Raw genomic sequence first — 20369 nt, 5'->3', positions numbered from 1 at the left:
AAAAACCCGATGAAAATCAAAAACGTCTCACCGCTCGGCGCGCTCGACGTCCCGCTGCTGCGGACCGTCCTCGAGCCCGACCAGATCGTCGACGTGACCGAGGACCAAGCCCGGGCGCTGCTGCTGCAGCCGGGCAACTACGAACCCGCCGACCGGCCAGCTAAGACGCTGGCTGCCTCGCTGGCGGCCGAGCAGGAACCCGACGAGGCAGACAGCCCCGACGGGCAGGAAGAGGGCGCGCAGGCACCGGCCGACGGCTCCGCAACGGAAGGTGACAGCAAGTGACCACACAACTCGACTGCTCGATCGGTCTGAAAAAAGAAACCACCTACGGGACCGCCGTTACCGTCGACCGGTTCCCCGAATTCGTCGACGAGTCCCTCGCCTGGAACCCGACGTTCGTCCAGGGCGCCGGGATGCGCGTCGGGTCCCGGCTGGCGCGCTCGCGCCGCCGGGTTCTGGCGAAGCAGTCCGCCGGCGGCGACATTAACGTCGAACTCGTAAGCAAGGGCCTCGGCGTCTTCCTCGAAGCCCTGTTCGGGTCCGCCGTGTCGACGGCAGTCCCCGCGCAGGCCGGCGTATTTCAGCAGCTCTACACGCCGACGACGACGGACCCTCTGAATTCCTACACGATTCAGAAGGGGATCCCGACCCTCGGCGGCGGCGCCGTCACGCCGATGACGTTCCTCGGCGCGGTCTGCACCTCGGGCGAATTCTCCGCATCGAACGCCGACATCGTCAAGCTCAAGACCAGCTGGGAAGCGAAGGAAGTCAAGACCGACACCCCCTACGCTGCCCCGTCTTACGTCATCGGCGAGGAACTCTTTCACTTCGCGCAGGGCGCGATCACGATCGGCGGATCCCAGACCCCGCCGACCGCGTCGGCGCTCGCGACAGGCGGCACCGTCGCGGCCACGATCGAGGACTTCACCGTCTCCTTCGATAACAAGATAGACGACGGCGGGTTCAACCTCGGCGCCGGCGGCAAGCGCGGCCGGCGGCCCGTCGTCGGGATGGCCGATGCGAAGGGCAAGGTCACGGCCGAATACTCCGACACGGTCCTCCGCGATGCCTACCTCAACCAGACCCCGCTCGCGCTGACGCTGACCTTCACCGCGGCGACGACGATCGGGACCTCGGCGAAGCCGGTCCTGCAGATCCACCTGCCGGACATCCGGCTCGAGGGAGAACTGCCCAAGTCCGGCGGTGGATCCGTGATCAAACAGTCGATCGACTTCACCGTCCTCGACGGCCTGGTCGCGGGCGCCCCGATCTGCGTCGCGCTGGTCACCACCGACACCGCGATCTAGTGGCACGCTCCGCGCACCAGCGCGGCGGCGGGCCCGATCTCCCCGAGATCACGATCACCTCGCCGAACATCCGCGAGGCGCTCGCGAGGGCGAAAGAGATCGGGCCCGCAGTGCAGCGCAACCTGCGCCGCAACCTCCGCGGCGTCGGCGACGACATCATCAAAGACCAGCGCGCGATCCTCGCCGGGCAGAAACCCGGCAACGCCCGCAAAGCCGGGATGCGCGTCAAACGGATCCAGGCGAAGGGCGGCCGGAAGGCCTACCTGCGGACCGTCAACGTCTACAAGGCCGAAGCCGCCGGCCGCGACCGCAGCACCGGGATGCGGAAGCGCGTCGCGGCCTCGCTCAAAACCCGCGTCGTCGCCGGCTCGACCCGGTCCGGGATCAGCGTCCGCGCCGACAAATCCGTCGGCGGCGTGATGGTCAAGGGCTGGAACAAAAAGACCCTGCGCCATCCGGTCTTCGGCAACAAAGACCAATTCGTCACGCAGTTCGGCCAGCCCTACTGGTGGGAACCGATCAAGCGCGGACGGATCCAAGCAAAAGACAAGGCGCTCGCCGCTATCGACGACGCACTCAACGGAAAGGGCTGACGGCATGAAGCTGATCGTGGCCGGAACGAAATATCCCCTGCAGGAAGCGATCCAGGGCGCGACGCTCCGGAACCTCTACGTCCTGAAAATGCAGTCCGGCGTCGGGATCAAGTCCCTGCGCGATGCCTTCAAAAGGATGGAAGACTCGGCGCCGACAGACGGCAGCCCCGCGGATCCGCTGGACTTCCTCGAGGAAGAGGACAACCTGCTCGCGCTGCAGGCGATGGTCTGGCTTTGCAAGCGGCACGCCGGCGAGGCCGTGACCGTCGCGGAAGCGAACGATTTCCCGCTCTCCCAGATCGGATTCGAAGCCGAGACGGAGGAAACAAAACCTGCGGACCCTCCGCAGGGTCCGACGGATACCGATCCGGCCGTCGTGCCAGCCGCGCTCACCAGCTAGAGGATCTCGACGACATCCAGGCGTCCGTCTTCCGCTGGATCACGACGATCTCGCACGTCTGGCCGGGCATCACCCCGCTCAACGTGTGGGACCTCGATTACCTGATGTGGATGAAGTTCGTCGCGAACGCCCGCGCCTGGGAAGAGCAGCAGGACAACGCCCGGCAGAAACGCTAAAACGAAAGGCGGCACCGTGGCTACGCAGCAACTGCTGTTCGACATCCTCGCGACTTCGAAGGGAGTCGACAAAACATTCCAGGATGTCGTCGCGTCCGCCGATTCGATGGCCGGGCAGCTCGGCGCGGCCGGCGCGAAGGCGACGGCGAAACTGTTCAATCCGATGACCGCCGTCGCGGCCGGCGGCATCGCCGGCACCGCGCTGATGTCCGGGCTGACGACGGCTATCAACATGGATTCGGTCACGTCGACGATGACCGCCGGCCTCAACCTGGCGGGCCCGGCTGCCGCGGCGGCCGGGTCCGCGGCCGGCGCGATGTATGCCGACGGGTACGGCGAATCCTTTGAAGCCGTATCCGCCGGCGTCGGCGCGACCCTGTCCTCGATCAAGGGACTCGCGGACGGTTCGCAGGCCGACATCGAAAACGTGACCGGTAAAGTCATGGATCTTTCGGCAGCCTTCGAGATCGACGTCGCCAGGACCGCGCAGGTCGCCGGGCAGATGATCACGAACGGGCTAGCAAAGGACGGCGTCGAAGCTGCCGACCTGCTCGCCGCGGCACTGTCCAAAGTCCCGACAAACGTCCGCGAGGACGTCCTCGACGCCGTCGACGAATACGGCCCGATGTTCGCGCAGCTCGGATTCTCCGGCGGCGAGGCGATGACGATGCTCGCGGACGCGTCCGCGCAGGGCGCCTACGGCATCGACAAAACCGGCGACGCGTTCAAAGAGCTCACGATCCGGGCGGCCGACGGGTCCAAGAGCACCGCCGACGCGATGAAGCTGATCGGATCCGACGCCGGCGAAATGGCTTCGATGATGGCGCTGGGCGGGAAAGACGCCCGGACCGCGATGGAAGAAATCGCTAACGGGCTCTACAAAATCGAAGACCCGGCGCTGCAGGCGCAGACCGCGATCGCTCTGTTCGGCACCCCGCTCGAAGATATGGGCACCGAGAACGTGCCGAAGTTTATCGACTCGATCCTCAACGCGCAGGAAGCCCTCGGCACCGTCGAAGGTTCCGCGGCGAACCTCGGCGATAAGCTCCACTCCGGCCCGGGCGCCGCCTTCACCGAACTGCAGCGCACCGCGGAAACCGCCCTCGGCTCGATGGGCGCGCAGCTGCTGCCGATCCTGACCCCGATCCTGGAAAATCTGCAGCAGTTCGCCCCGGTTATCGTCCCGGTAGTGATCGCCCTCGGCGCCTTCGCGGCCGTGATCGTCGCCGTAAACGCCGGGATGGCGGCCTGGGCGACTGTGCAGCTGGTGCTCAACTCGGCTATGTGGGCAAGCCCCGTTACTTGGTGGATCGTCGGCATCGCTGCGCTGATCGCCGCGATCGTCCTGCTGGTGATGCACTGGGACACCGTCGTCGCGTTTATCACGCAAATATGGGGCGGCTTCGTCGGCTGGTTCCAAGGCATCATGGCCGGATTCCTCTCCTGGTGGGATGGCGTGTGGAACGGCTTCGCCGGATTTATCGGCGACATCTGGAACGGGATCGTCGCCGTCGTGATGACCGGCGTACATGCCGTGATGGACCCGATCGTCAACGGGCTGACGGAGGTCTGGAACTTTGTCACGACGATCTTTACCAACGTCGGGAACTTTATCGCCGGTGTCTGGAACTGGATCACCAGCCTGGTCAGCAACATCCTCGCCGCGTTCGTCCAGGAACACGGGGACGAGATGGCCGCTATCTGGAACAACATCGTCGCCGTGTTCACCGCGATCGGCGGGTTCTTTGTCGGGATCTGGAACTGGTACATCGCCATAATTACCGGCGCTCTATCGGCGGTCTGGTCCGTCGTCTCGACCGTGTTCAATGCCGTCTGGGGATTCATCGCCGCCGTGTTCGGCGCGATCGGCGGGTTCGTCGGCGCGGTCTGGGGCGGCATCGTCGGGATTATTTCCGGCGCCGTGTCCGCTGTCTGGGGCTCGATCGTGTCCGGGTTCGGCGCAGCATGGAACTTCATCGCTGCCGTGTTCGGCGCGGTCGGCGGGTTCCTCGGCGGGATCTGGGGCGGCATCGTGTCCGGCGTGTCCGGCATGGTCGGGAACGTCCTCGGCGTCCTCGGCGGCCTCGGCGGCCAAGTTATCGGTGCCCTCGCGGGCGCCGGTAACTGGCTGGTCGGCGCGGGCCGGAACATCGTCGAAGGGCTGATGGACGGCGTCCGGTCCCTGGCCGGCACGATCGGGAATTTCTTCCTAAGCCTGCTGCCGGGCTGGATCGTCGAACCGTTCAAAGTCGCCCTCGGGATCCATTCGCCCTCGCGGGTCTTCGCCGGCCTCGGCGAGAACATCGGCGAAGGCGTGCTGGTCGGCGTGGGCCGGACGCAGGGCCGGATCGACGAACGGATGTCGAACCTGGTCACCGTGCCCGAGCTCTCCCCGGCGGGAGGTTCGGCCGGCGGTTTCGGATCCGCCGCCGGCGGCCGGGCCGGGTCCTCGGGCTCGAGCCTCGATGATCTGGTGCGGGCGATCAAGGAACAGCGACCTGTCACCGTCCAGGCCGCGCCCGGAATGGACGAGCAACTACTCGGCCGGGCAACCGCCGAAAATCTGATGTGGAGCGCGAAGTGAGTAGAGTGCAAACCGCCACCGTCGGCGCGCTGAAATTCAGCACCGACGGGTCGCTGGTCATGCCCGAGGGTTACACCATCTGGCTGGACAGGTTCGACGGCTGGACGAACTCGACCGACGTCCGCCGAAACCGGACCGAACGCGAGGGCGAACACGGGGAATTCAGCGAACCAGGCAAGCGCGGCGCCCGGATGGTCACCTTGGAGGGGGATGTTACCTGCCCGTCCGAGATAGTCGCCGCGCGTGCCGAGCTCGAAATCTCGGCGCTGCTCGGCGACGGCGGCGAGGGCTTGCTCGCCGTCACGGACTCGGCCCTGTGGCCGATGTCCGCGGCGGCGTCCCTCGCCTCGGGCGTGAAGATCGGTTGGAAGAATGACCTCACGCCGACCTATCTGATCCAGCTGCTCTGCGCCGATCCGCGCAAGTACGGAGCCACCCTGGCCGACTCGACCGGGGTAGCCGTCGCCGCAGGCGCGCTGCCGTACCCGCTCTACGCGCCGGCCCCGCCGGGCGTCATCGACTACGGCACGCCCGGGTCCCCGGGAACGGTGACGCTGACGAACAGCGGGAAAGCCGACACCGCGCCGCGCTTCACTGTGACCGGGAACCTGCCGTTCGGGTTCAGCATTACCGACACCGTAGCCCGGACCCGGCTCGTGTACTCCGGTGCAATTGTCTCGGGCCAGACGCTCACGCTCGACGTCGAAGACGGATCGGTGCTACTCGACGGATACGCCGACCGGTCAAAGGAACTCACGGTCAGCGAATGGACCCGACTCCCGGCCGGCACGACGGGTACCTGGTTCTTTGAAGCCGTCGGCTCGGCGTCGGCGGCCCTAATGGTGGAGGTGAACCCGGCATGGTGGTGAGTCCCGGGTTCCGCGTGTTCGTCGGTGAGGTTGTTACCGGCAAGATCACGGCCACGCTGCCCGTCGAGAAACAAAGCTGGGGCCAGCGGATCAACGGACCCGGCACGGTGCAGGCGACGCTCCCGGCGACCGCGAAGGAATACCGGAATCTCAGCCTGAGCGCCGCGACGGAACCCAAGCGGCAGTTCCTCGGGATCGCCTACGGGGACCAGATCCTCGAGTGCGGCCCGATCTGGAAACGCAGGTACCGCCGGGCTACCGGCAAGACCGAGCTCATCGGCGCCGGGCTCTGGTCGCTGCTGGACAAGACGAAGGCGCTGAACTGGGCACAGATCAGCGCCGGCGTCGCCGTGACCAGAACCGGCATCGATCTGACCGGACTCTCGCGCGGGTCCATCGCGCGCGAGCTGATCCGGATCAGCATCGAAACAAACCCCAACAACCCGGGACTGCCGATCGTGCTTCCGCCGCTCGTCGCCGGTACGCACGAACGCCACTACGAAGGCTACAAACTCCCTTGGCTCGGCGACCTGCTGAAGAAGCTCACCGAGAGCCAGGGCGGGCCGGACATCGCCCTGCGTCCACGATTCAAACCCTCCGACCCGACATACGTCGAATGGGTCCTGATGCACGGCACTGAAGCTGACCCGATCCTGCACCAGACCGGCGCCGACTGGCCATGGGACGGCACCGTCGAAGGCTCCGGCGTTTCGGTCTTCGACACAGACGACGATGCTACCGGGATGGCGGACAGGGTCTGGCAGCCCGGCGCCGGATCAGAGGTCGACATGAAGCTCGCGACCGCAGCCTCTACCGAGCTGATCGGCCGGGCAGGATACCCGTGGACCGAACAAGATTCGGCGTCTAAAGACATCGAAGACGCCGGAATCCTGCAGGACCTCGCCGACGCCGGCCTCGCCGCAGGGTCCAGGCCGGTCGAATCCTGGGGCGTGCAAGTCAGAGCCGAACTCGCACCGAAGCTTGGCACCTACAACCCCGGCGACTTCGCGCAGATCACCGTCGCCCGCGGGCACCCGTTCATCCCCGCGGGAAAACGCCGCGTCCGGATCATGGCCATCGACGGCGACGGCAGCCTCAACGTCAAGCTCACCCCCGCCCCGCTCGCCTCCCAGCTCGGCGGCACCGGCTACGGCGAATCCCTCACCAGCCTGGACCCTTCACAGCTCATCTACCCCGGTGCCGGCCTCTTCCCGGGACCGACCACGCACACCGGCATCGGCTACAGCCGTACCGAACTCTAGGAAAGGACTCCACGGATGGCACTCCCACCGTTCGCCGACGGCCCGGCCGGAGCAACACCGATCACCGCCGCAGTCCTCAACGACTTCCGGACCGACATCGCCGCCGCCCTCACGGTTCCCGACGCCGCGCTCGCGGCCCGGCTCAATGACACGGGCAGCCAGGCCCGGGCGGCCGTGGTGTCCTTTGTCGTCCCTGCTACGGCGAAGGGCGCGGCGAACGGTGTCCCGACCCTGGACGGGACGACGAAGATCCCGGCCGCGCAGCTGCCCGATCAGTCGGCGTCTTATGCCCCGCTCACCCTGGCCGGGGCGTATGCCGCCCGGCCGGCGTTCGGCACGGTGAAGGCAGGGACGGTCTTCTACGCCACCGACACCCTCGAAACCTACCGGGCCGCCGGGACGCCGGGCGCGGCCGCGACCGCCTGGGTAGTCGTCGGCCCCGGAGGGAACGATCTTGCCTACGCCGAATCCCTGACATCCGTCGACATCGTTTCGCAGACGGCCGCAGACATCCCCGGGCTGACAATCACCTTCACCCCGGGCGAGCGTCCGGTCTGGATCGAGTTCGGCGCCCTGGTCAATATCAAGGGCACACCGGGCGAGGTCGTGTTCCGCATCATGGACGGCGCGACGGTCGTGAAGGAGATCCACGCCGAGAGCGCAAAGACCAGCTACTACACCGAGGCGGGCGGCAAGGTCCGCAAGTCCTACCCTGCGGGCGTCGCCAAGACACTGAAGGTCGTCGGGCTGCAGACGATTGAACCGGTCGTCACGACGGTCGCGGGAGCCTCGACCTGGCCGCAGTGGTTGAAGGCGACGACGGCATGAGCGGCGTCTCGACGCAGTACCAGGTCGGGAACGTCAGCGCGGGAGAGAGATCCCTCGCGGTGCTGCCGAGGAACTGGAAGGCCAACGGCTCGAAGATGGGGGTCCTGTATTGCCACGGCTACGGCGGGACGGCAATGGAGTGCCGGAACTCCGCATCACAGAACATGTGGACGCTCGTTGAGGCGATCGCCCGGGCCGGGTTCCCCGTCCTGTCCTGCGATCTCGGCGGTGACATCTGGGGAAACCCCACCGCCGTCGCCAGGGTAACGACCGCGAGGGCATACCTGCAGGGCACGCTCGGAGCGAAGGCCGGAAAGATCGCCCTGCTCGGGCAGTCGATGGGGCACCTGACCGCGATGAACTGGGCGGCGGCGAATCTCGCGTCGACCGCCTGCGTCGTCTCAAGCATGGGCGTCTGTGATCTCGCCGGGATCCAGCAGGACCCGCTGTTCCAGGCGAGCATCAACGCAGCCTACGGCGGGACGTATTCGAACGCCACCCACGGGCCCGCATCGAATCCGGCCGTCAACACCGCGGCGAAGTATGCCGGCCTGAAGTGGCTCTCCTACCGGGGGGCGTCAGACACCATCGCCCCGCAGCCGACCGCCGTCGCCCTGGCCGCCGCGATCGGGGCCACGGCAACGGCGAACACGGTCCCCGGCTATCACGACTGGGCGACGGTGGGGAACTACCCGGTGCAGGCCATCGTCGATTTCATCGCCGAGAACTCGTGACCAGGAAAGAGGGTATCGCGTGAGCGTCGAAGGAATTCCCCGGTCCATTCCGGACCCGGATCCCACCGCGAGATTCTGGGACCAACAGCACGAGACGGCCCGGCGGGTGCAGGAACAGGAACGTGCCGCGCCGATGCGCTCGACATCGATCACCGGCCCCGACGGAACCGGCATCAAGTTCGACGCCGAAGGCTTCCGGACCGTGGACGCCGCCGGCAAGACCATTGGATTCTTCCAGACCAGCGACGGCACGTTCGTCGTCTTCGACCCGACAGGGCTGCCGATGGCCCGGTTCGGGCAGCTGCTGTCCGCGCCCGGGCAGTACGGCGGCGAGATCTGGGATGCGGTCAACAGCGTGTGGGTCCGCCTGGTGACAGGGTCCTCGGTCGCCTGGGGCGCCGTCTCCGGCAAGCCCGACACGTACGCCCCGTCCGCCCATACCCACGCCGGGACGGACGTGACCAGCGCGGTCGCCGAAGCCGACGGATCGACCAGGGCCTACAACAACGAACCCGGCGGCACCGGGTCCTTCTACCAGGTCTGGGTCGACGCGAACCGGAAGCTGTGCCGGAACACCTCATCCATCCGGTACAAGACGAATGTCCGGAGCTATGCCGTTGACCCGGCGAAGGTGCTCCAGCTCCGCCCGGTGCTTTATGACCGCAAGACCCGGCCGAACCCTGACACCGGGGACCTTGAGGCCGGGAACAAAAACGAATACGGACTGATCGCCGAAGAGGTTGCCAAGCTGGTGCCCGAACTGGCCGTCTACTTCAACGGCCAGATCGACGGCGTCCGCTACGACCTGCTCGCGCTCGCGCTCCTCGACGTCGTCAAAGACCAGGACACCCGCCTAACCGCCCTCGAAAAGAAAGCAGGAATCATCCAATGACCGCGAACAGAGGCGTCGGTGTCCCGGTAACCGGGACCTCCCCGAACTTCATCGGCACGACAGCAACCGAGCACCGCCTGCAGCTCGCCGGCCAGTATGCCGAGAACGCGCCAGGCGTGCCGCGCTCAGGCGTGCTCGCGCAGGGTGATCCGGTGCTGGTGAAAGGCCGCTCGGATTGGTCCTACGACATCGGCCCCGCCCAGCTCGTTATCAGCCGCTCGACGTCGGAAGGCGTCTACACGCCGACGCTGACCGGGACGACGAACATCGCCACCAGCGCGGCGCCTGGATCCGGTTCCCGCTGGGATCTGATCTACGTCCTGCAGCGCGATCCGGGGAAGTCCGACGCGGACAACGTCGCCACCGTCGGTGTCGTGCAGGGCACCTCGGGGTCCTCTCCGTCGAAGCCGACCGCGTCGCTTCCGGCCGGTGCCTACGTCCTGGCAGAGGCGCAGGTTTTTTCCGGTTCAACGGGCACGTCCGGTTCTCCGAATTCAATCTCCCAGGTCTGGCGGTACACCGCGGCACGGGGCGGGATCATCACGATCCGCAGCGCCGCGGAGCTGGCCGAGATCACCACACCTCACCCCGGCATGACGGTCTGCCGCCTGGACCTGCCCGGCGCGCCGACCGCGACGTACCTGGCCGGCTGGAATCTGGAGCCGCTCGGCGAGCTGGGAACGTTTACGTTCACCGGTTCCGCAGCGACCAGCACCGTGGCGAACAACCCCTACCAGTTCAACGTCGACCTGCAGGCGAACCGGCGCATCAAGGTGACGGCTACGGTCCGCGGCAAATCGAACACGGCCGGCGCGGTGATCGCTTACTGGGTCCGCTACGGCGGTTCTCCCGGCGGCACGGACGGGTCGTTGATCGGCGACCAGCACAACAAGGCGTTTGTGCAGACGACGGATGCCGAGTCTGCGACCTTCGGGGGCGTCTTTACTAACACGGCAGCAGGATCGATCAGGATCTCGCTGGTTGCCCTGGTCACGGTTACCTCCGCGACGGTGTCGTTTGCGAACACCGGGACGATCGTGATCACCGTCGAAGACTGCGGCCCGGCCTAGCAATGGAGGGATAAGACGTGTGGACCCCCAGATTGTTGAGCTCGTCAAGGCTCTCACCGCCCCGTTCGTCGCCGCCGGCGGTGTCACCGGCTGGTACCTGCTCTACCGCAAGTTCGACGCGGAACGCGCAGCGTCCCTGCGGGCAGACATCGCCACGGCCAACGCCGAGCGCGACACCGCCCGCAAGGAACTCCGCGACGAACGGACCGAGCACAAGACCACTCGCGAGGAGCTGCGCACCGCAGAGGAAACCATCGACCAACTACGAGCGAAACTTCGAGGTGACGTTGTATGAGCCAGCATTCTCAGCGTGAACCGTTCCCGCCCAGATGGATGTTCCTCGTCCTCGCAGTCGTCATTATTGTCGGGCTCGGCTGGACGGTCTACAACCAGGTGGCGGCGACGGCAGATAAGAACACCGCCCAGGCGAACTCCCAGACCCTCGCGCGAGACATCCAGACAGTCTGCGCCACCCAGGGGCGCCTGATGGTCGATGACAGGGATCTGTGCGTGAAGGCCGACAGCGTCCAGCAGAACCCGACCGAAGCGATCCCCGGGCCGAAGGGAGACCCCGGGTCGCCCGGGGCCGACAGCACCGTCCCCGGCCCCCCGGGGAAGGACGGGGCCAACTCGACAGTGCCCGGACCTCCTGGCGCCGACTCCACCGTGCCTGGTCCGATGGGTCCTGCAGGCCCGGCAGGCCCGGCAGGCCCGGCAGGCCCGTCGGGCGCCGACTCCACGGTCCCCGGACCTGCGGGGCCGCAGGGTGAGACCGGCCCCGCAGGCGCCGCAGGCGCGCCCGGCGCGGCACCGGCTTCCTTCACCTTCACGGACCGCACCGGTGCGACCTACACGTGCACCCCGAACCCGCCAGGGTCAGCCACCTACACCTGCTCAAGCGGAAGCCTGATCCCATGAGGCCGGTAACCGTTGAACATGTCGTCTCGCAGTACTTCGCGCAGATGGCAACCCAGGGCATCGTCGGCAACATCAACGCACCCACTGACACCCCGGAATACTGGGTCGGCAGGTACGGGAACTACCAGCCGTTCGGGCACGCGGGCATGGACTTCAAATGCCCCATCGGCACCAGGGTCTATGCGATGGCTGACGGCGTCGTCCTCTACGCCGGCTGGGGTTACAACCTCCCCGGCACCGGCCCGGTCCGGAAGTGGCTGCTCTACGCCAACTTCCCCGGCATCGTCACCGTCATCCAGCACCCCGGATGGATCGGCGTCTACGCCCACCTCTCCGACAACGACATGGCACCGGCCGGAACGCGCGTCAAGATGGGGCAGCTCATCGCATTGTCCGGTAACACCGGCGGCGTGGACCCGCACCTGCATGTTGAGGCCCTCGTGGACCTTAGCTACAGGACCGGCGGAGGCCTGATCTACGGCCGCACTGACCCCATCAAATACTTCACAGCCGGCGGCCTCACCGCCCAAGGCACCATCACACCAGCATCCGAGGAGGACGAAGTGCTCAGCATCGAAGACAAGGAATGGATCGGCAACAAACTCTACGAGGTAAGCCAGGACCCAGTCGTCATCGAGAAGCAACGACAAGGCGTCATCAACAACACCACGCTGGTAAACATCCAGGCCGCCGTCGTTCCTCCCATCCTGAGGGCCGCGGGCGAACACGCCCAGGCCCTGTTCGACTCCATCGTGGCCATGCCCGGACAGGACGGGGACGCACTGAAACCACTGTTCGACGAACACTTGAAGAAACTGGCATCGATCCGATACGAACTCAAGCCCGTAGAGGAAGGCAAGTAGATGCTGACATCTCTGCTCCGCACGATCGTCCCCTACGCATGGGGGCTGGTCGTCACCTGGCTGATCACCGTCCTGCCAGTGCTGGCTCCGCTGGAGACCGACCTGAAGGGCCTGGCCACCATCGCCCTGCCGGTCCTCGCTGCGGTCCTCAGCGGCGCCTGGTACGCGTTCTGGCGGTGGCTGGAGCCGCGCCTTCCAGACTGGCTCACCCGCGCCGTACTCGGCTCAGCCAAGGCACCTGTCTACCCCGGTAAACACATAGCAGGCAGCCAGGTCCCGAACGTCAATCCCGAGCAGCGACTCACGGCCAACCCCGGCGAACGACTCAACCAGTAGCGCAAGCGCCCGTCCACTCCGGTGGGCGGGCGCTTTCCTGCGTCCCACGCCAAACCGGCGGCAGCGCCGTAGGCGTGTCAGCCGCCGAGCATTTGCTGGAATACGGCACCGAAGTAGCCCCCGAGCAAGCTGATAATCGCGGCTCCGATCCACGCCTGGCGGCGGACCTTCGCTGCTCGGGAGTCGGCGTAGTACTCCGCCTCCGTGAACCTCGTGACCAGCGGCGCCCCGGTCAACCTCTCCCGCAACGTTGCCGGCCTCGTCATCGCAGCGAGAGTATCGGTGACATCCACGAACTTGGTGCCTCCAGTAGCGTCGTGAAGTTCCGTTCCTTGGACGAATACGTAGCCGCCCTTCGCCGCGAAAAGTGGCAGCGCGGTGTTGGACTTCCTCAGATGCAAGACGACCCGCACATGGCGGGACCACCTGCCAGTGGCGACGAGCGTCAGCGACTGGAGATCCCGCTGCGGGTACTCCATAAGCTCATCCACGGACGCAAACGACTTGCCATGAACCTCCGCGACGACCTTCGGGCTAAGGTCAGCGTTGGTGCTGTCCTTCTCCTCCTGGGTCGGCGTCACGAAACGTTCGAGAGTGTTCCAGAAAGTCCGGAGGCTTTCCACGTCAGGGAACACCAGCGGCCATATCCGGGCGGCTTGGTAGGCAATGGCGCCCTCACTCATTGCCAGGTTAGACTCGCCCCGGCCAAGGTTCTCCCAAGCGTGCTCGGGCCCGATCCACCATTTGACGGACTCTCGCCAAAACCCCATGTCTATCCCCTTGATTAGTTGCGACCGTGACCGGCCCCAAAGGCAGGGGCTCAGGCTGAAGTGTAACCGAGCCGCTGGCCGGTGTTTTGTCCGCTCCGGTCCGGGCGCATTACACTGGGTTGCGCCGGGCCCCAGTAGCTCAGGGGATAGAGCAGAGGCTTTCTAATCCTCCGGTCGGGGGTTCGATTCCCTCCTGGGGCACGCAGGGCCGGACACTTCCCCCCAAGTGTCCGGCCCTTTTCTTTTCCATCCGACGAGGGACCGCGGGGCTCGGGCGCCAAGAATCGCTAGAACGAAGTGGTCGCGTGGATTTCGGTTCCATGTAGAATCGGAGCAACGAGGTTGTCCACACGCTGTGGACAACCATACTTGTGTCCGGGACTCAAGGTACCTGCCGGCCGGCGAAAGGAAAGGTCTCAACATGAACTTCAACGAAGCTCGTGCCAAGGCTCGGTCCGAGGCCGCCCTGACCCTTGAGGAGTACTGGGACGGGACCTTGCCTGTTGACCCGATCGCGGTAGCGAAAGGCATGGGAATCTCTTGCTTCCAGGCGCAGCTGGGAACAAACGTTTCAGGCATGATCCAAAAGGAGCCGAACCAGCCCGCCGAGATACTCGTCGACATCGACGATGGGCCACTCCGGAGCCGGTTCACGATTGCCCATGAACTGGGCCACTTCGTCCACCACATGTGGGGTCACGACGAGGTAGCTGCCCGCTTCGTCGACCGCCGCGACGGCAAGTCGGACATCCACGAATTCCATGCGAACGAGTTTGCCGGCTCTCTCTTGATGCCTGAGCGAGCCTTTCGGCACTTCGCCATGCAGGGGTGGAACGACTGGGAGATTGCAAAGAAGTTCCACGTCTCGACGGCCGCGGTGCGGGTTCGCAAGCAGACCCTCGGTATATGACGACGCAGGAAATCGACGACACGGCCGCCGTTGACCCCTATACGTCCGCGGGCGTGTCTCCGGGCAGCGGCCAGGTTGCGGGCGAACCGGGGGCTGTGGTGGTCATGGGTCCCCATGAGTCGCCTAGCATCGACCCGCCCCCGGCAGTAGGTCCCAGGTCAGAACTTGGCACGGGAGACTTCCTCGACAAGGATCCCTACCTGGGGGCGCTGCGGCGGCAACACATTTCCGAGTTGAAGGATCGTGCGGGCAAGCGGCACACGATGATGAAGTGGACGCTCAAGGCCGGGGGTTTTGTTATTGCCGGTTCGTGGGCTGCCATGGCGGCATACGTGGTCTCTCAGTGGAACAACCTGGATCCCGCAGTCATGACGGGATGGTTCGTCTCCGTCGTCGCGGAGGTCATCGGAATTGTGTACGTGGTGGCCAGCTACCTTTTCCCCAAGGATGATCACCATATGGAGGCTATTATTCAGAGCCACGACGGCGGTTCTTGATCTGACGGGCCGCGCATGCAGAGCCGGACACCTGACAGGTGTCCGGCTCTTTTGTGGTTAGGCTGCGTCAGCCAACCGGCGCCGGCCGGAGCGCTCGGGGATGGTGATGGCCGGCAACTGGTCGAAGCCGTGCCGGATCCCTTCGGGCCGGAGCTTGAGGTAAATCGTGGTGGTGTCCATGTTCGAGTGCCGCATACTCCGCTGGACGACGAAGTCGCTGACGCCGGCCTCGTGCATCTCGGTGGCCAGGGCTGCCCGCAGGTCATGGGGCCGGTGCTTGAGGCCGGCCCGCTTGATCGCCTCACCGATCAGGCCCGAGACGGAGTTGCCGGTGATGTGGCCCTCCCCCGCTGCGTGGAAACGGTTCGCCGTCCGGTTCGGAAACCAGTACCCCGTACGGGGCATGTCCAGGAACAACGGCCACGCGGCCGCCGGCACCGGCAACGTCGCGTCCTTGCGGCCCTTCCCCACCGTGGACAGCGTCCGGGCATCCCAGTCCACGTCAGCGCCGTTCACGGCCGCGATCTCCGACACCCGTAACCCGAGGTAGTAGTGCAGCGCGACCATGGCCCGGGTCTTCCGGTAGATCCCACCGGCCAGCAGCGTGTTGATCTCCGCGATGGTGAAGGGATTCGGCTCCCGCTTCCGGGTAGCCACGCGGGGAAGACGGTATGCGGGGTTGTCCACTCGCAGCTGCTCGTCCTGCATCCAGGCGAAGAACGTATGAAGCCCTGACCGGCGATGGACACGCGTCGAGTTCGACCAGTTCTGCGCTGCCGTCCACACGATCAGTTCCTTCCTGGTCACCGTCCCCAAGTCCCCGACCCCGCGCGCGAGCTGCCGGATGAAGATCAGGCGCTCGCGGATGGTCTTTTCGGTGAGGTCGGCTGCTTTCATGCAGGCGGTCCAGTATTCGAGCGTGTCGTGCGTGTTCAATTGTCCCCCCTGGGATATCGTTTGCGGTCGATACGTGTTCTACACGGATTTTGCCGGTTTTTCCGGTCTATATTCTGGAAGGTTTGCAGGCCTTGGGCCTTCTCTGCATGCCGTCTGACCTGCGGTTTTACTGATACCGCAGAGGGAGGGAGGGGCGAGGAGGGCAGGGTCTTGCCTTGTCGGAACATCAGCGCGGGGCTGTGTTCGTTCAAGGCAAGCTGTGACTGTGACACCGCGTCGGTCGGGTGGTCGTCGTCGGTTGGCTGCCGGGGGGCAGCTAGCTAGGCTCACGGCATTACTCGTGGGCAGTGGCGGCATGTGCGCACGGATCTGGCGGAACCCCTGGTTGGTGGTTCTCACGGTCGGTCTTGGCACTCCTTCGCATGTGCGGCCTTGTGGCTCGCTTTACGGACCCTGCCCGTGCGCTCGAAAAGGGAACTGGCTCTGACCCAGTAAGCAGCCCATGAAGTCGCGGGCTTAGCGTGTTGTGTGGCTGTTGCCAGGCGGGGTAGCCGTACCGCCTCGGTATGCGGGCAGCACAGCTTTTGGGTATGGAAAAGTGGGGCGGCAGAAGTTAGACTGATGCCGCAGCCAGAGTCCGTAGCCGGGAGCTGGTTGCCATAGCCGGTCGGATGTTGTCGCATCCGGCCGGCATTTACTTTTAAGTGATGGGGTCTAAGCGACCGCCTCGACAGCCGGCTCAGTGGCCGGGAGCCAGAGAAGCAGGAACGGGCCCATCGAGTAGCGGCGGACGGCCTCCATGGAGGTGATATCGCCTTCGTGGTGGGGCACCGCCCAGAACGGATCGCCCTGGTAGTCGTAGTCGAGCTTCACCATGGGCATGCGGCGGCGGTAGTCGCGCTCGTGCTGGCCCTCGGGGTCAGCCAGGACGACGGCGCCTTCAGGCAGTGCGTTGAGCTCCGCCTCAGTGGCCAGCAGGGCGCCGACGGTGGGCCGCGTCGTTGCGGCGCTCACGCGGCGATCTCCAGCGGGGCATCCTCGTGCCGGCGGGCCGGGAAGAGTGGGCTGACATTGTCAGCTGAACCGCCAACCTTGTAATCCGCCGGTCGGGGGTTCGATTCCCTCCTGGGGCACCAGAGTGCGGCTCTGGCCTGCCGGAACTTTCCGCAGGCCAGAGCCGAATTTTAGCCAGCCGGAGTACGCCGGCGCGAAGCACCCGCTAAATCCACTTGTTGCGCTTGAACGTCCAATACAGCACCAGGCCCATGCCGACCATCAGGCCCAGGGCCATCGGGTAGCCGAATACCCAGTCCAGTTCAGGCATGCTGCGGAAATTCATTCCGTAGATCGTGCCGATCAGCGTCGGCGCGAACAGGATGGCCGCCCACGAGGAGATCCGCTTAACCTGCTCGTTCTGGGCGTAGCTCGACTCCGTCAACAGGCGCATTTCATCGTTCTGCCGCTGGGCCACGAGCGCCGCATTGACCGCGAGCGCATTCTGCAACAGTGCACGGAAGGCCGCGACGCGCTCGCTGAGCCGCAGTACATGGTCCAGGACGTCCCGGTAGTGGTCCTGCAACTCGGGACGGGGCTGGTGGTCCGGCGCTTCGACCATCAGCGACTGCAGGATCATGACCAGGGGCGCCGTCGCCCGCTGGAACATAATGACCTGGCGGGACAGTTCGTAGATCCGGCGGGATACGCCCGGGTCCGCGGCGAAGAGATCGTCCTCGATTTCATCGACGTCGTTTTCCAGGCCGGCAGCCACAGGCTCGTACTCGTCCACCACCTGGTCCAGGATCGCATAGAGCACGGCGGCCGGACCGAGGGCCAGGAACCCTGGCTCGGATTCCATCCGCCGGCGCACCCGTGCGAGATCCGGTGATTCGGCGCGGCGGACGGTGACGACAAAATCCTCGCCGGCAAAGACATGGATCTCGCCGAACTCCACTTGCTCCACTTCGTCCAGATACCGGGCCGGGCGCAGCACCAGGAAAAGCGTCTCTCCGTAGTGCTCCAGCTTGGCCCGCTGATGGCCGGCGAGCGCATCGTCAACGGCCAAGTGGTTCAGATCGAATTCTTCGGTCACCGACCTCAACTCGTCCGCATCGGGCCGGTAGAGCCCGATCCAAGCCATGCCCTGGCGCTGCCGCAGGATGAAGTACGTCTCGTCGAGGCTCTCCGGGTCTGCCGTCCGGTGACCATCCACGTATACCGCGTTGTCGACAATGGTCACGACCTCGCCTCCTCCGCCCGGGCATCCCTTGGCTGTGACGCTATACCGTCCTCTGCCCGGTGCCAACAACCCGCGCCTTCCGGGAACAGCGCGCGGAACAGCGGCGGCCGGGCCGCCGGTTGTTGCCGCGAGTCCTCGCCCCACCTGCCCTCCGCCGGCCATCAGCACGCTTAGGATTGAAGGGACAGGCAGGACACCAGGAAGAACCTGTGGGACCTGCGCGCAACCGAAAGGTACGGCCGCCATGACCCAGACACCCCGCGGATTTGATCCCCACGATCCCAACGACGGCTTGACCGCCCAGTACCCGGTGCCTGCTGACGCCCCGTCCGGGTCCGCCGAGGCGGCGTACCCCACAGAGGGCCCGGCAAGCGGCACCGATCTTGTACCCGGTCCCCCGGCGGACGCAACCCCCGCGCCAGCCCCGGCGCCGGGCGGGGACACTCCCCGTGCCGGGACCGAACCGCCGGCCCCTGCCCCTGCCCCGGAACCGCGCCACGTCACCCGTGCGGGCATGGTCTGGGCCGCGGTTGCCTGCGCGCTGGTGGTGCTGATCCTGCTCATCGCCTTCATCCTGCAGAACCAGGAATACGTGCAGGTCAAATTCTTCGGCCTGGCCGGCGCGGTCCCCCTCGGCATCGCACTGTTCATTGCGGCGGTCGGCGGCGGTGTGCTCGTTGCCATCGCCGGAGCCGCCCGCATCATTCAGCTTCGCCTCGCCGCGCACCGCCAGCGCGTCAGCCGACAGGCCAGCCCGGGGACGCGCGGGCGCTGACGCCGGAGAGGGAGCGTTCCATGGGAGGGGCAGAATCCCAGTGTCAGGGAGACCTGACCACCGCTGCGGCGGACTGGCCCGACGTCGAGCGCCTCTTCGGCGTCCGCGGCGAGCCGTCGCGCTGCTGGTGCCGGTTCTTCGCCCTGACCGGAACCCAGTGGTCCGCGTCGACCCCGGAGCAGCGGAAGGTCCAGTTCCGGGCCAGGTTCGACGGCGGCGCGCCGGCTACCGGTGTGCTGGCGTTCCGCGGCGGTAACCCGGTGGGCTGGTGCGCCGTCGAGCCCCGCGGGTGCTACCCCCGGATCCTCCGCTCGAAGGTGTTGACGGCGGCGGACCCTGAAGTGGGCCGGGACCCCGGCGGGGACCGGGTGTGGTCCGTGAGTTGCTTCGTTATCTCCCCCGGCCACCGCCGGAGCGGTGTGGCGCGGGAGCTGCTTGCAGCCGCCGTCGGGCACGCGTTCGGCCGCGGCGCAACAGTGGTGGAAGGTTATCCGGTCGACCCGGCGCAGCGGCCCAAGGCCGGACCTGCAGACCTCTACCATGGCACTCTGGGCCTTTTTCTGGCGGCCGGCTTCGCAGTGGTCAGCGACGCCGTGCCGGGACGCGCCGTGGTCCGGCTGGCCGCCCCCTCCGGCGCCGCCGGCCCCTAAGGCAGGGTCAGAATGACCGGGCCATCCTTCGTGACGGCCACAGTGTGCTCGCTGTGGGCGGCGCGGCGGCCGTTGGCCGAGCGCAGGGTCCATTCGTCGTCGTCGTGGAAGTAATCGTCCTTGCCGCCCAGAATGAGCATCGGTTCGATCGCGATGACCAGGCCCTCGGTCAGCTTGATACCGCGGCCGGGCCGGCCGTCGTTGGGAACGTGCGGCTCGGCGTGCATGGTCTTGCCGATCCCGTGGCCGCCATGGTCTGCCAGCAGCCCGTAGCCGGCGCGGCGTGCTGCCCCGCCAATCGCGTAGCCGAGATCCCCCATTTTGTTGCCGATCCGGGCAGCCTCGATGCCACGGGCGAGGGCAGCGTCTGTGGCGTCGATCAGGGCCTGGTCCACCGGGTCCGCGGCGCCCACGATGAAGCTGATGGCCGCGTCACCGCACCAGCCTTCGAGGAACGCGCCGCAGTCCACGCTGAGCAGGTCCCCGTCCTGGAGCCGGTAACCATTGGGGATGCCGTGCACCACGGCGTCGTTCACCGACGTGCAGATGACCCCGGGAAACGGCACCGAAGCCCACCGCGGCTTGTAGTTCAGGAAAGCCGGCGTCGCTCCGGCGGCCGCAATCGTCGCCGCGGCCACCTCGTCCAGTTCCTTCAGGGACACGCCGACGGCGGCAGCCTCCCGGACACGTTCCAGCGTGTTGGCCACCACCCGGCCGGCGGCGCGCATCAGGGCAATCTCGGCTGGGGTCTTGATCATCGACATGCCTTCAACTCTAGGGCCAGCCGCGGCGTGGCTAA

The 20369-nt window shown here is 66.2% G+C and carries 24 protein-coding genes and 1 tRNA gene; 20 read left to right on the top strand and 5 right to left on the bottom strand.

Annotated elements, in window-relative coordinates; translation table 11 throughout:
- The first annotated feature begins 9 nt into the window (after window positions 1-9).
- The 15 genes from GXK59_RS06525 to GXK59_RS06455 all read left to right on the top strand — a co-directional run bounded on the left by GXK59_RS06525 (window position 10) and on the right by GXK59_RS06455 (window position 12835).
- The gene (locus GXK59_RS06525; protein ID WP_160665338.1) at window positions 10-285 is read left to right on the top strand and encodes a hypothetical protein; all 276 of its coding nucleotides are present in this window, start codon (window positions 10-12) and stop codon (window positions 283-285) included.
- Entirely contained in the window at window positions 282-1310 is a 1029-nt protein-coding gene (locus GXK59_RS06520) for a phage tail tube protein (protein ID WP_160665336.1), read from the top strand. The genes GXK59_RS06525 and GXK59_RS06520 overlap by 4 nt, the downstream gene beginning before the upstream one ends.
- Window positions 1310-1903: a hypothetical protein gene (locus tag GXK59_RS06515; RefSeq protein ID WP_160665334.1), complete on the top strand. Its 594-nt coding sequence runs from the start codon at window positions 1310-1312 to the stop codon at window positions 1901-1903. The genes GXK59_RS06520 and GXK59_RS06515 overlap by 1 nt, the downstream gene beginning before the upstream one ends.
- A 4-nt stretch (window positions 1904-1907) precedes the next feature.
- Window positions 1908-2303 carry a hypothetical protein gene (locus tag GXK59_RS06510; protein ID WP_160665332.1) on the top strand — a complete coding sequence of 132 codons (396 nt, stop codon included), beginning with the start codon at window positions 1908-1910 and terminating at the stop codon, window positions 2301-2303.
- Between the two features lie 192 nt (window positions 2304-2495).
- Complete coding sequence (locus tag GXK59_RS06505; RefSeq protein WP_160665330.1) at window positions 2496-5063, top strand: phage tail tape measure protein; 2568 nt, start codon at window positions 2496-2498, stop codon at window positions 5061-5063.
- On the top strand, window positions 5060-5932 hold the full coding sequence (locus GXK59_RS06500) for a phage tail domain-containing protein (RefSeq protein ID WP_160665328.1): 873 nt from the start codon (window positions 5060-5062) through the stop codon (window positions 5930-5932). Before GXK59_RS06505 ends, GXK59_RS06500 begins: the two co-directional genes overlap by 4 nt.
- A complete protein-coding gene (locus GXK59_RS06495) occupies window positions 5923-7194 on the top strand; it encodes a hypothetical protein (RefSeq protein WP_160665326.1) in 1272 nt (423 codons plus the stop codon). The genes GXK59_RS06500 and GXK59_RS06495 overlap by 10 nt, the downstream gene beginning before the upstream one ends.
- Window positions 7195-7209: 15 nt before the next feature.
- Window positions 7210-8022: a hypothetical protein gene (locus GXK59_RS06490; RefSeq protein WP_160665324.1), complete on the top strand. Its 813-nt coding sequence runs from the start codon at window positions 7210-7212 to the stop codon at window positions 8020-8022.
- A complete protein-coding gene (locus GXK59_RS06485; protein WP_160665322.1) occupies window positions 8019-8756 on the top strand; it encodes an alpha/beta hydrolase in 738 nt (245 codons plus the stop codon). Before GXK59_RS06490 ends, GXK59_RS06485 begins: the two co-directional genes overlap by 4 nt.
- Before the next feature lie 19 nt (window positions 8757-8775).
- Complete coding sequence (locus tag GXK59_RS06480; RefSeq protein WP_160665320.1) at window positions 8776-9648, top strand: tail fiber domain-containing protein; 873 nt, start codon at window positions 8776-8778, stop codon at window positions 9646-9648.
- The gene (locus GXK59_RS06475) at window positions 9645-10718 is read left to right on the top strand and encodes a hypothetical protein (protein WP_160665318.1); all 1074 of its coding nucleotides are present in this window, start codon (window positions 9645-9647) and stop codon (window positions 10716-10718) included. Before GXK59_RS06480 ends, GXK59_RS06475 begins: the two co-directional genes overlap by 4 nt.
- 19 nt (window positions 10719-10737) lie before the next feature.
- Window positions 10738-11013, top strand: coding sequence for a hypothetical protein (locus tag GXK59_RS06470; protein ID WP_160665299.1), 276 nt, complete (start codon window positions 10738-10740; stop codon window positions 11011-11013).
- Window positions 11010-11636, top strand: coding sequence for a hypothetical protein (locus GXK59_RS06465; RefSeq protein ID WP_160665297.1), 627 nt, complete (start codon window positions 11010-11012; stop codon window positions 11634-11636). The genes GXK59_RS06470 and GXK59_RS06465 overlap by 4 nt, the downstream gene beginning before the upstream one ends.
- The gene (locus GXK59_RS06460) at window positions 11633-12499 is read left to right on the top strand and encodes a M23 family metallopeptidase (RefSeq protein WP_160665295.1); all 867 of its coding nucleotides are present in this window, start codon (window positions 11633-11635) and stop codon (window positions 12497-12499) included. The genes GXK59_RS06465 and GXK59_RS06460 overlap by 4 nt, the downstream gene beginning before the upstream one ends.
- On the top strand, window positions 12500-12835 hold the full coding sequence (locus GXK59_RS06455; RefSeq protein ID WP_202129074.1) for a hypothetical protein: 336 nt from the start codon (window positions 12500-12502) through the stop codon (window positions 12833-12835).
- Between the two features lie 77 nt (window positions 12836-12912).
- Here the strand turns inward: GXK59_RS06455 and GXK59_RS06450 are convergent, their stop codons facing one another.
- The gene (locus GXK59_RS06450) at window positions 12913-13605 is read right to left on the bottom strand and encodes a hypothetical protein (protein WP_160665293.1); all 693 of its coding nucleotides are present in this window, start codon (window positions 13603-13605) and stop codon (window positions 12913-12915) included.
- Window positions 13606-13733: 128 nt separating this feature from the next.
- Between GXK59_RS06450 and GXK59_RS06445 the strand changes: the two genes are divergently transcribed.
- The 3 genes from GXK59_RS06445 to GXK59_RS06435 all read left to right on the top strand — a co-directional run bounded on the left by GXK59_RS06445 (window position 13734) and on the right by GXK59_RS06435 (window position 15012).
- Window positions 13734-13806 (top strand) — tRNA-Arg (locus tag GXK59_RS06445).
- A gap of 220 nt (window positions 13807-14026) precedes the next feature.
- Window positions 14027-14515, top strand: a complete 489-nt coding sequence (locus GXK59_RS06440) for an ImmA/IrrE family metallo-endopeptidase (protein ID WP_160665291.1) — start codon at window positions 14027-14029, stop codon at window positions 14513-14515.
- Window positions 14512-15012 (top strand): hypothetical protein, encoded by a 501-nt coding sequence (locus tag GXK59_RS06435; RefSeq protein ID WP_160665289.1) that lies wholly within the window; start codon window positions 14512-14514, stop codon window positions 15010-15012. Before GXK59_RS06440 ends, GXK59_RS06435 begins: the two co-directional genes overlap by 4 nt.
- A 57-nt stretch (window positions 15013-15069) precedes the next feature.
- Here the strand turns inward: GXK59_RS06435 and GXK59_RS06430 are convergent, their stop codons facing one another.
- The 3 genes from GXK59_RS06430 to GXK59_RS06420 form a co-directional block, all read right to left on the bottom strand.
- On the bottom strand, window positions 15070-15948 hold the full coding sequence (locus GXK59_RS06430; protein WP_160665287.1) for a tyrosine-type recombinase/integrase: 879 nt from the start codon (window positions 15946-15948) through the stop codon (window positions 15070-15072).
- Window positions 15949-16623: 675 nt separating this feature from the next.
- Window positions 16624-16923, bottom strand: a complete 300-nt coding sequence (locus GXK59_RS06425) for a hypothetical protein (RefSeq protein WP_160665285.1) — start codon at window positions 16921-16923, stop codon at window positions 16624-16626.
- Between the two features lie 205 nt (window positions 16924-17128).
- Window positions 17129-18145, bottom strand: a complete 1017-nt coding sequence (locus GXK59_RS06420; RefSeq protein ID WP_160665283.1) for a magnesium and cobalt transport protein CorA — start codon at window positions 18143-18145, stop codon at window positions 17129-17131.
- Window positions 18146-18389: 244 nt separating this feature from the next.
- On the opposite strand from GXK59_RS06420, the gene GXK59_RS06415 reads away from it, so the two are divergent.
- Both GXK59_RS06415 and GXK59_RS06410 read left to right on the top strand, forming a co-directional pair.
- The gene (locus GXK59_RS06415; protein ID WP_160665281.1) at window positions 18390-18920 is read left to right on the top strand and encodes a LapA family protein; all 531 of its coding nucleotides are present in this window, start codon (window positions 18390-18392) and stop codon (window positions 18918-18920) included.
- Window positions 18921-18940: 20 nt separating this feature from the next.
- The gene (locus GXK59_RS06410; protein WP_160665279.1) at window positions 18941-19570 is read left to right on the top strand and encodes a GNAT family N-acetyltransferase; all 630 of its coding nucleotides are present in this window, start codon (window positions 18941-18943) and stop codon (window positions 19568-19570) included.
- Here GXK59_RS06410 and map read toward each other — a convergent pair.
- Window positions 19567-20334: a type I methionyl aminopeptidase gene (map, locus tag GXK59_RS06405; RefSeq protein WP_160665277.1), complete on the bottom strand. Its 768-nt coding sequence runs from the start codon at window positions 20332-20334 to the stop codon at window positions 19567-19569. The two genes, GXK59_RS06410 and map, sit on opposite strands and share 4 nt — an antisense overlap.
- Window positions 20335-20369 lie beyond the last annotated feature (35 nt).

Origin of the sequence: Pseudarthrobacter sp. ATCC 49987 (assembly GCF_009928425.1) — a bacterium.
GTDB lineage: Bacteria > Actinomycetota > Actinomycetes > Actinomycetales > Micrococcaceae > Arthrobacter.
The sequence above is the reverse complement of the archived record's forward strand: the minus strand, read 5'-3'. Positions and strand labels throughout refer to the sequence as shown.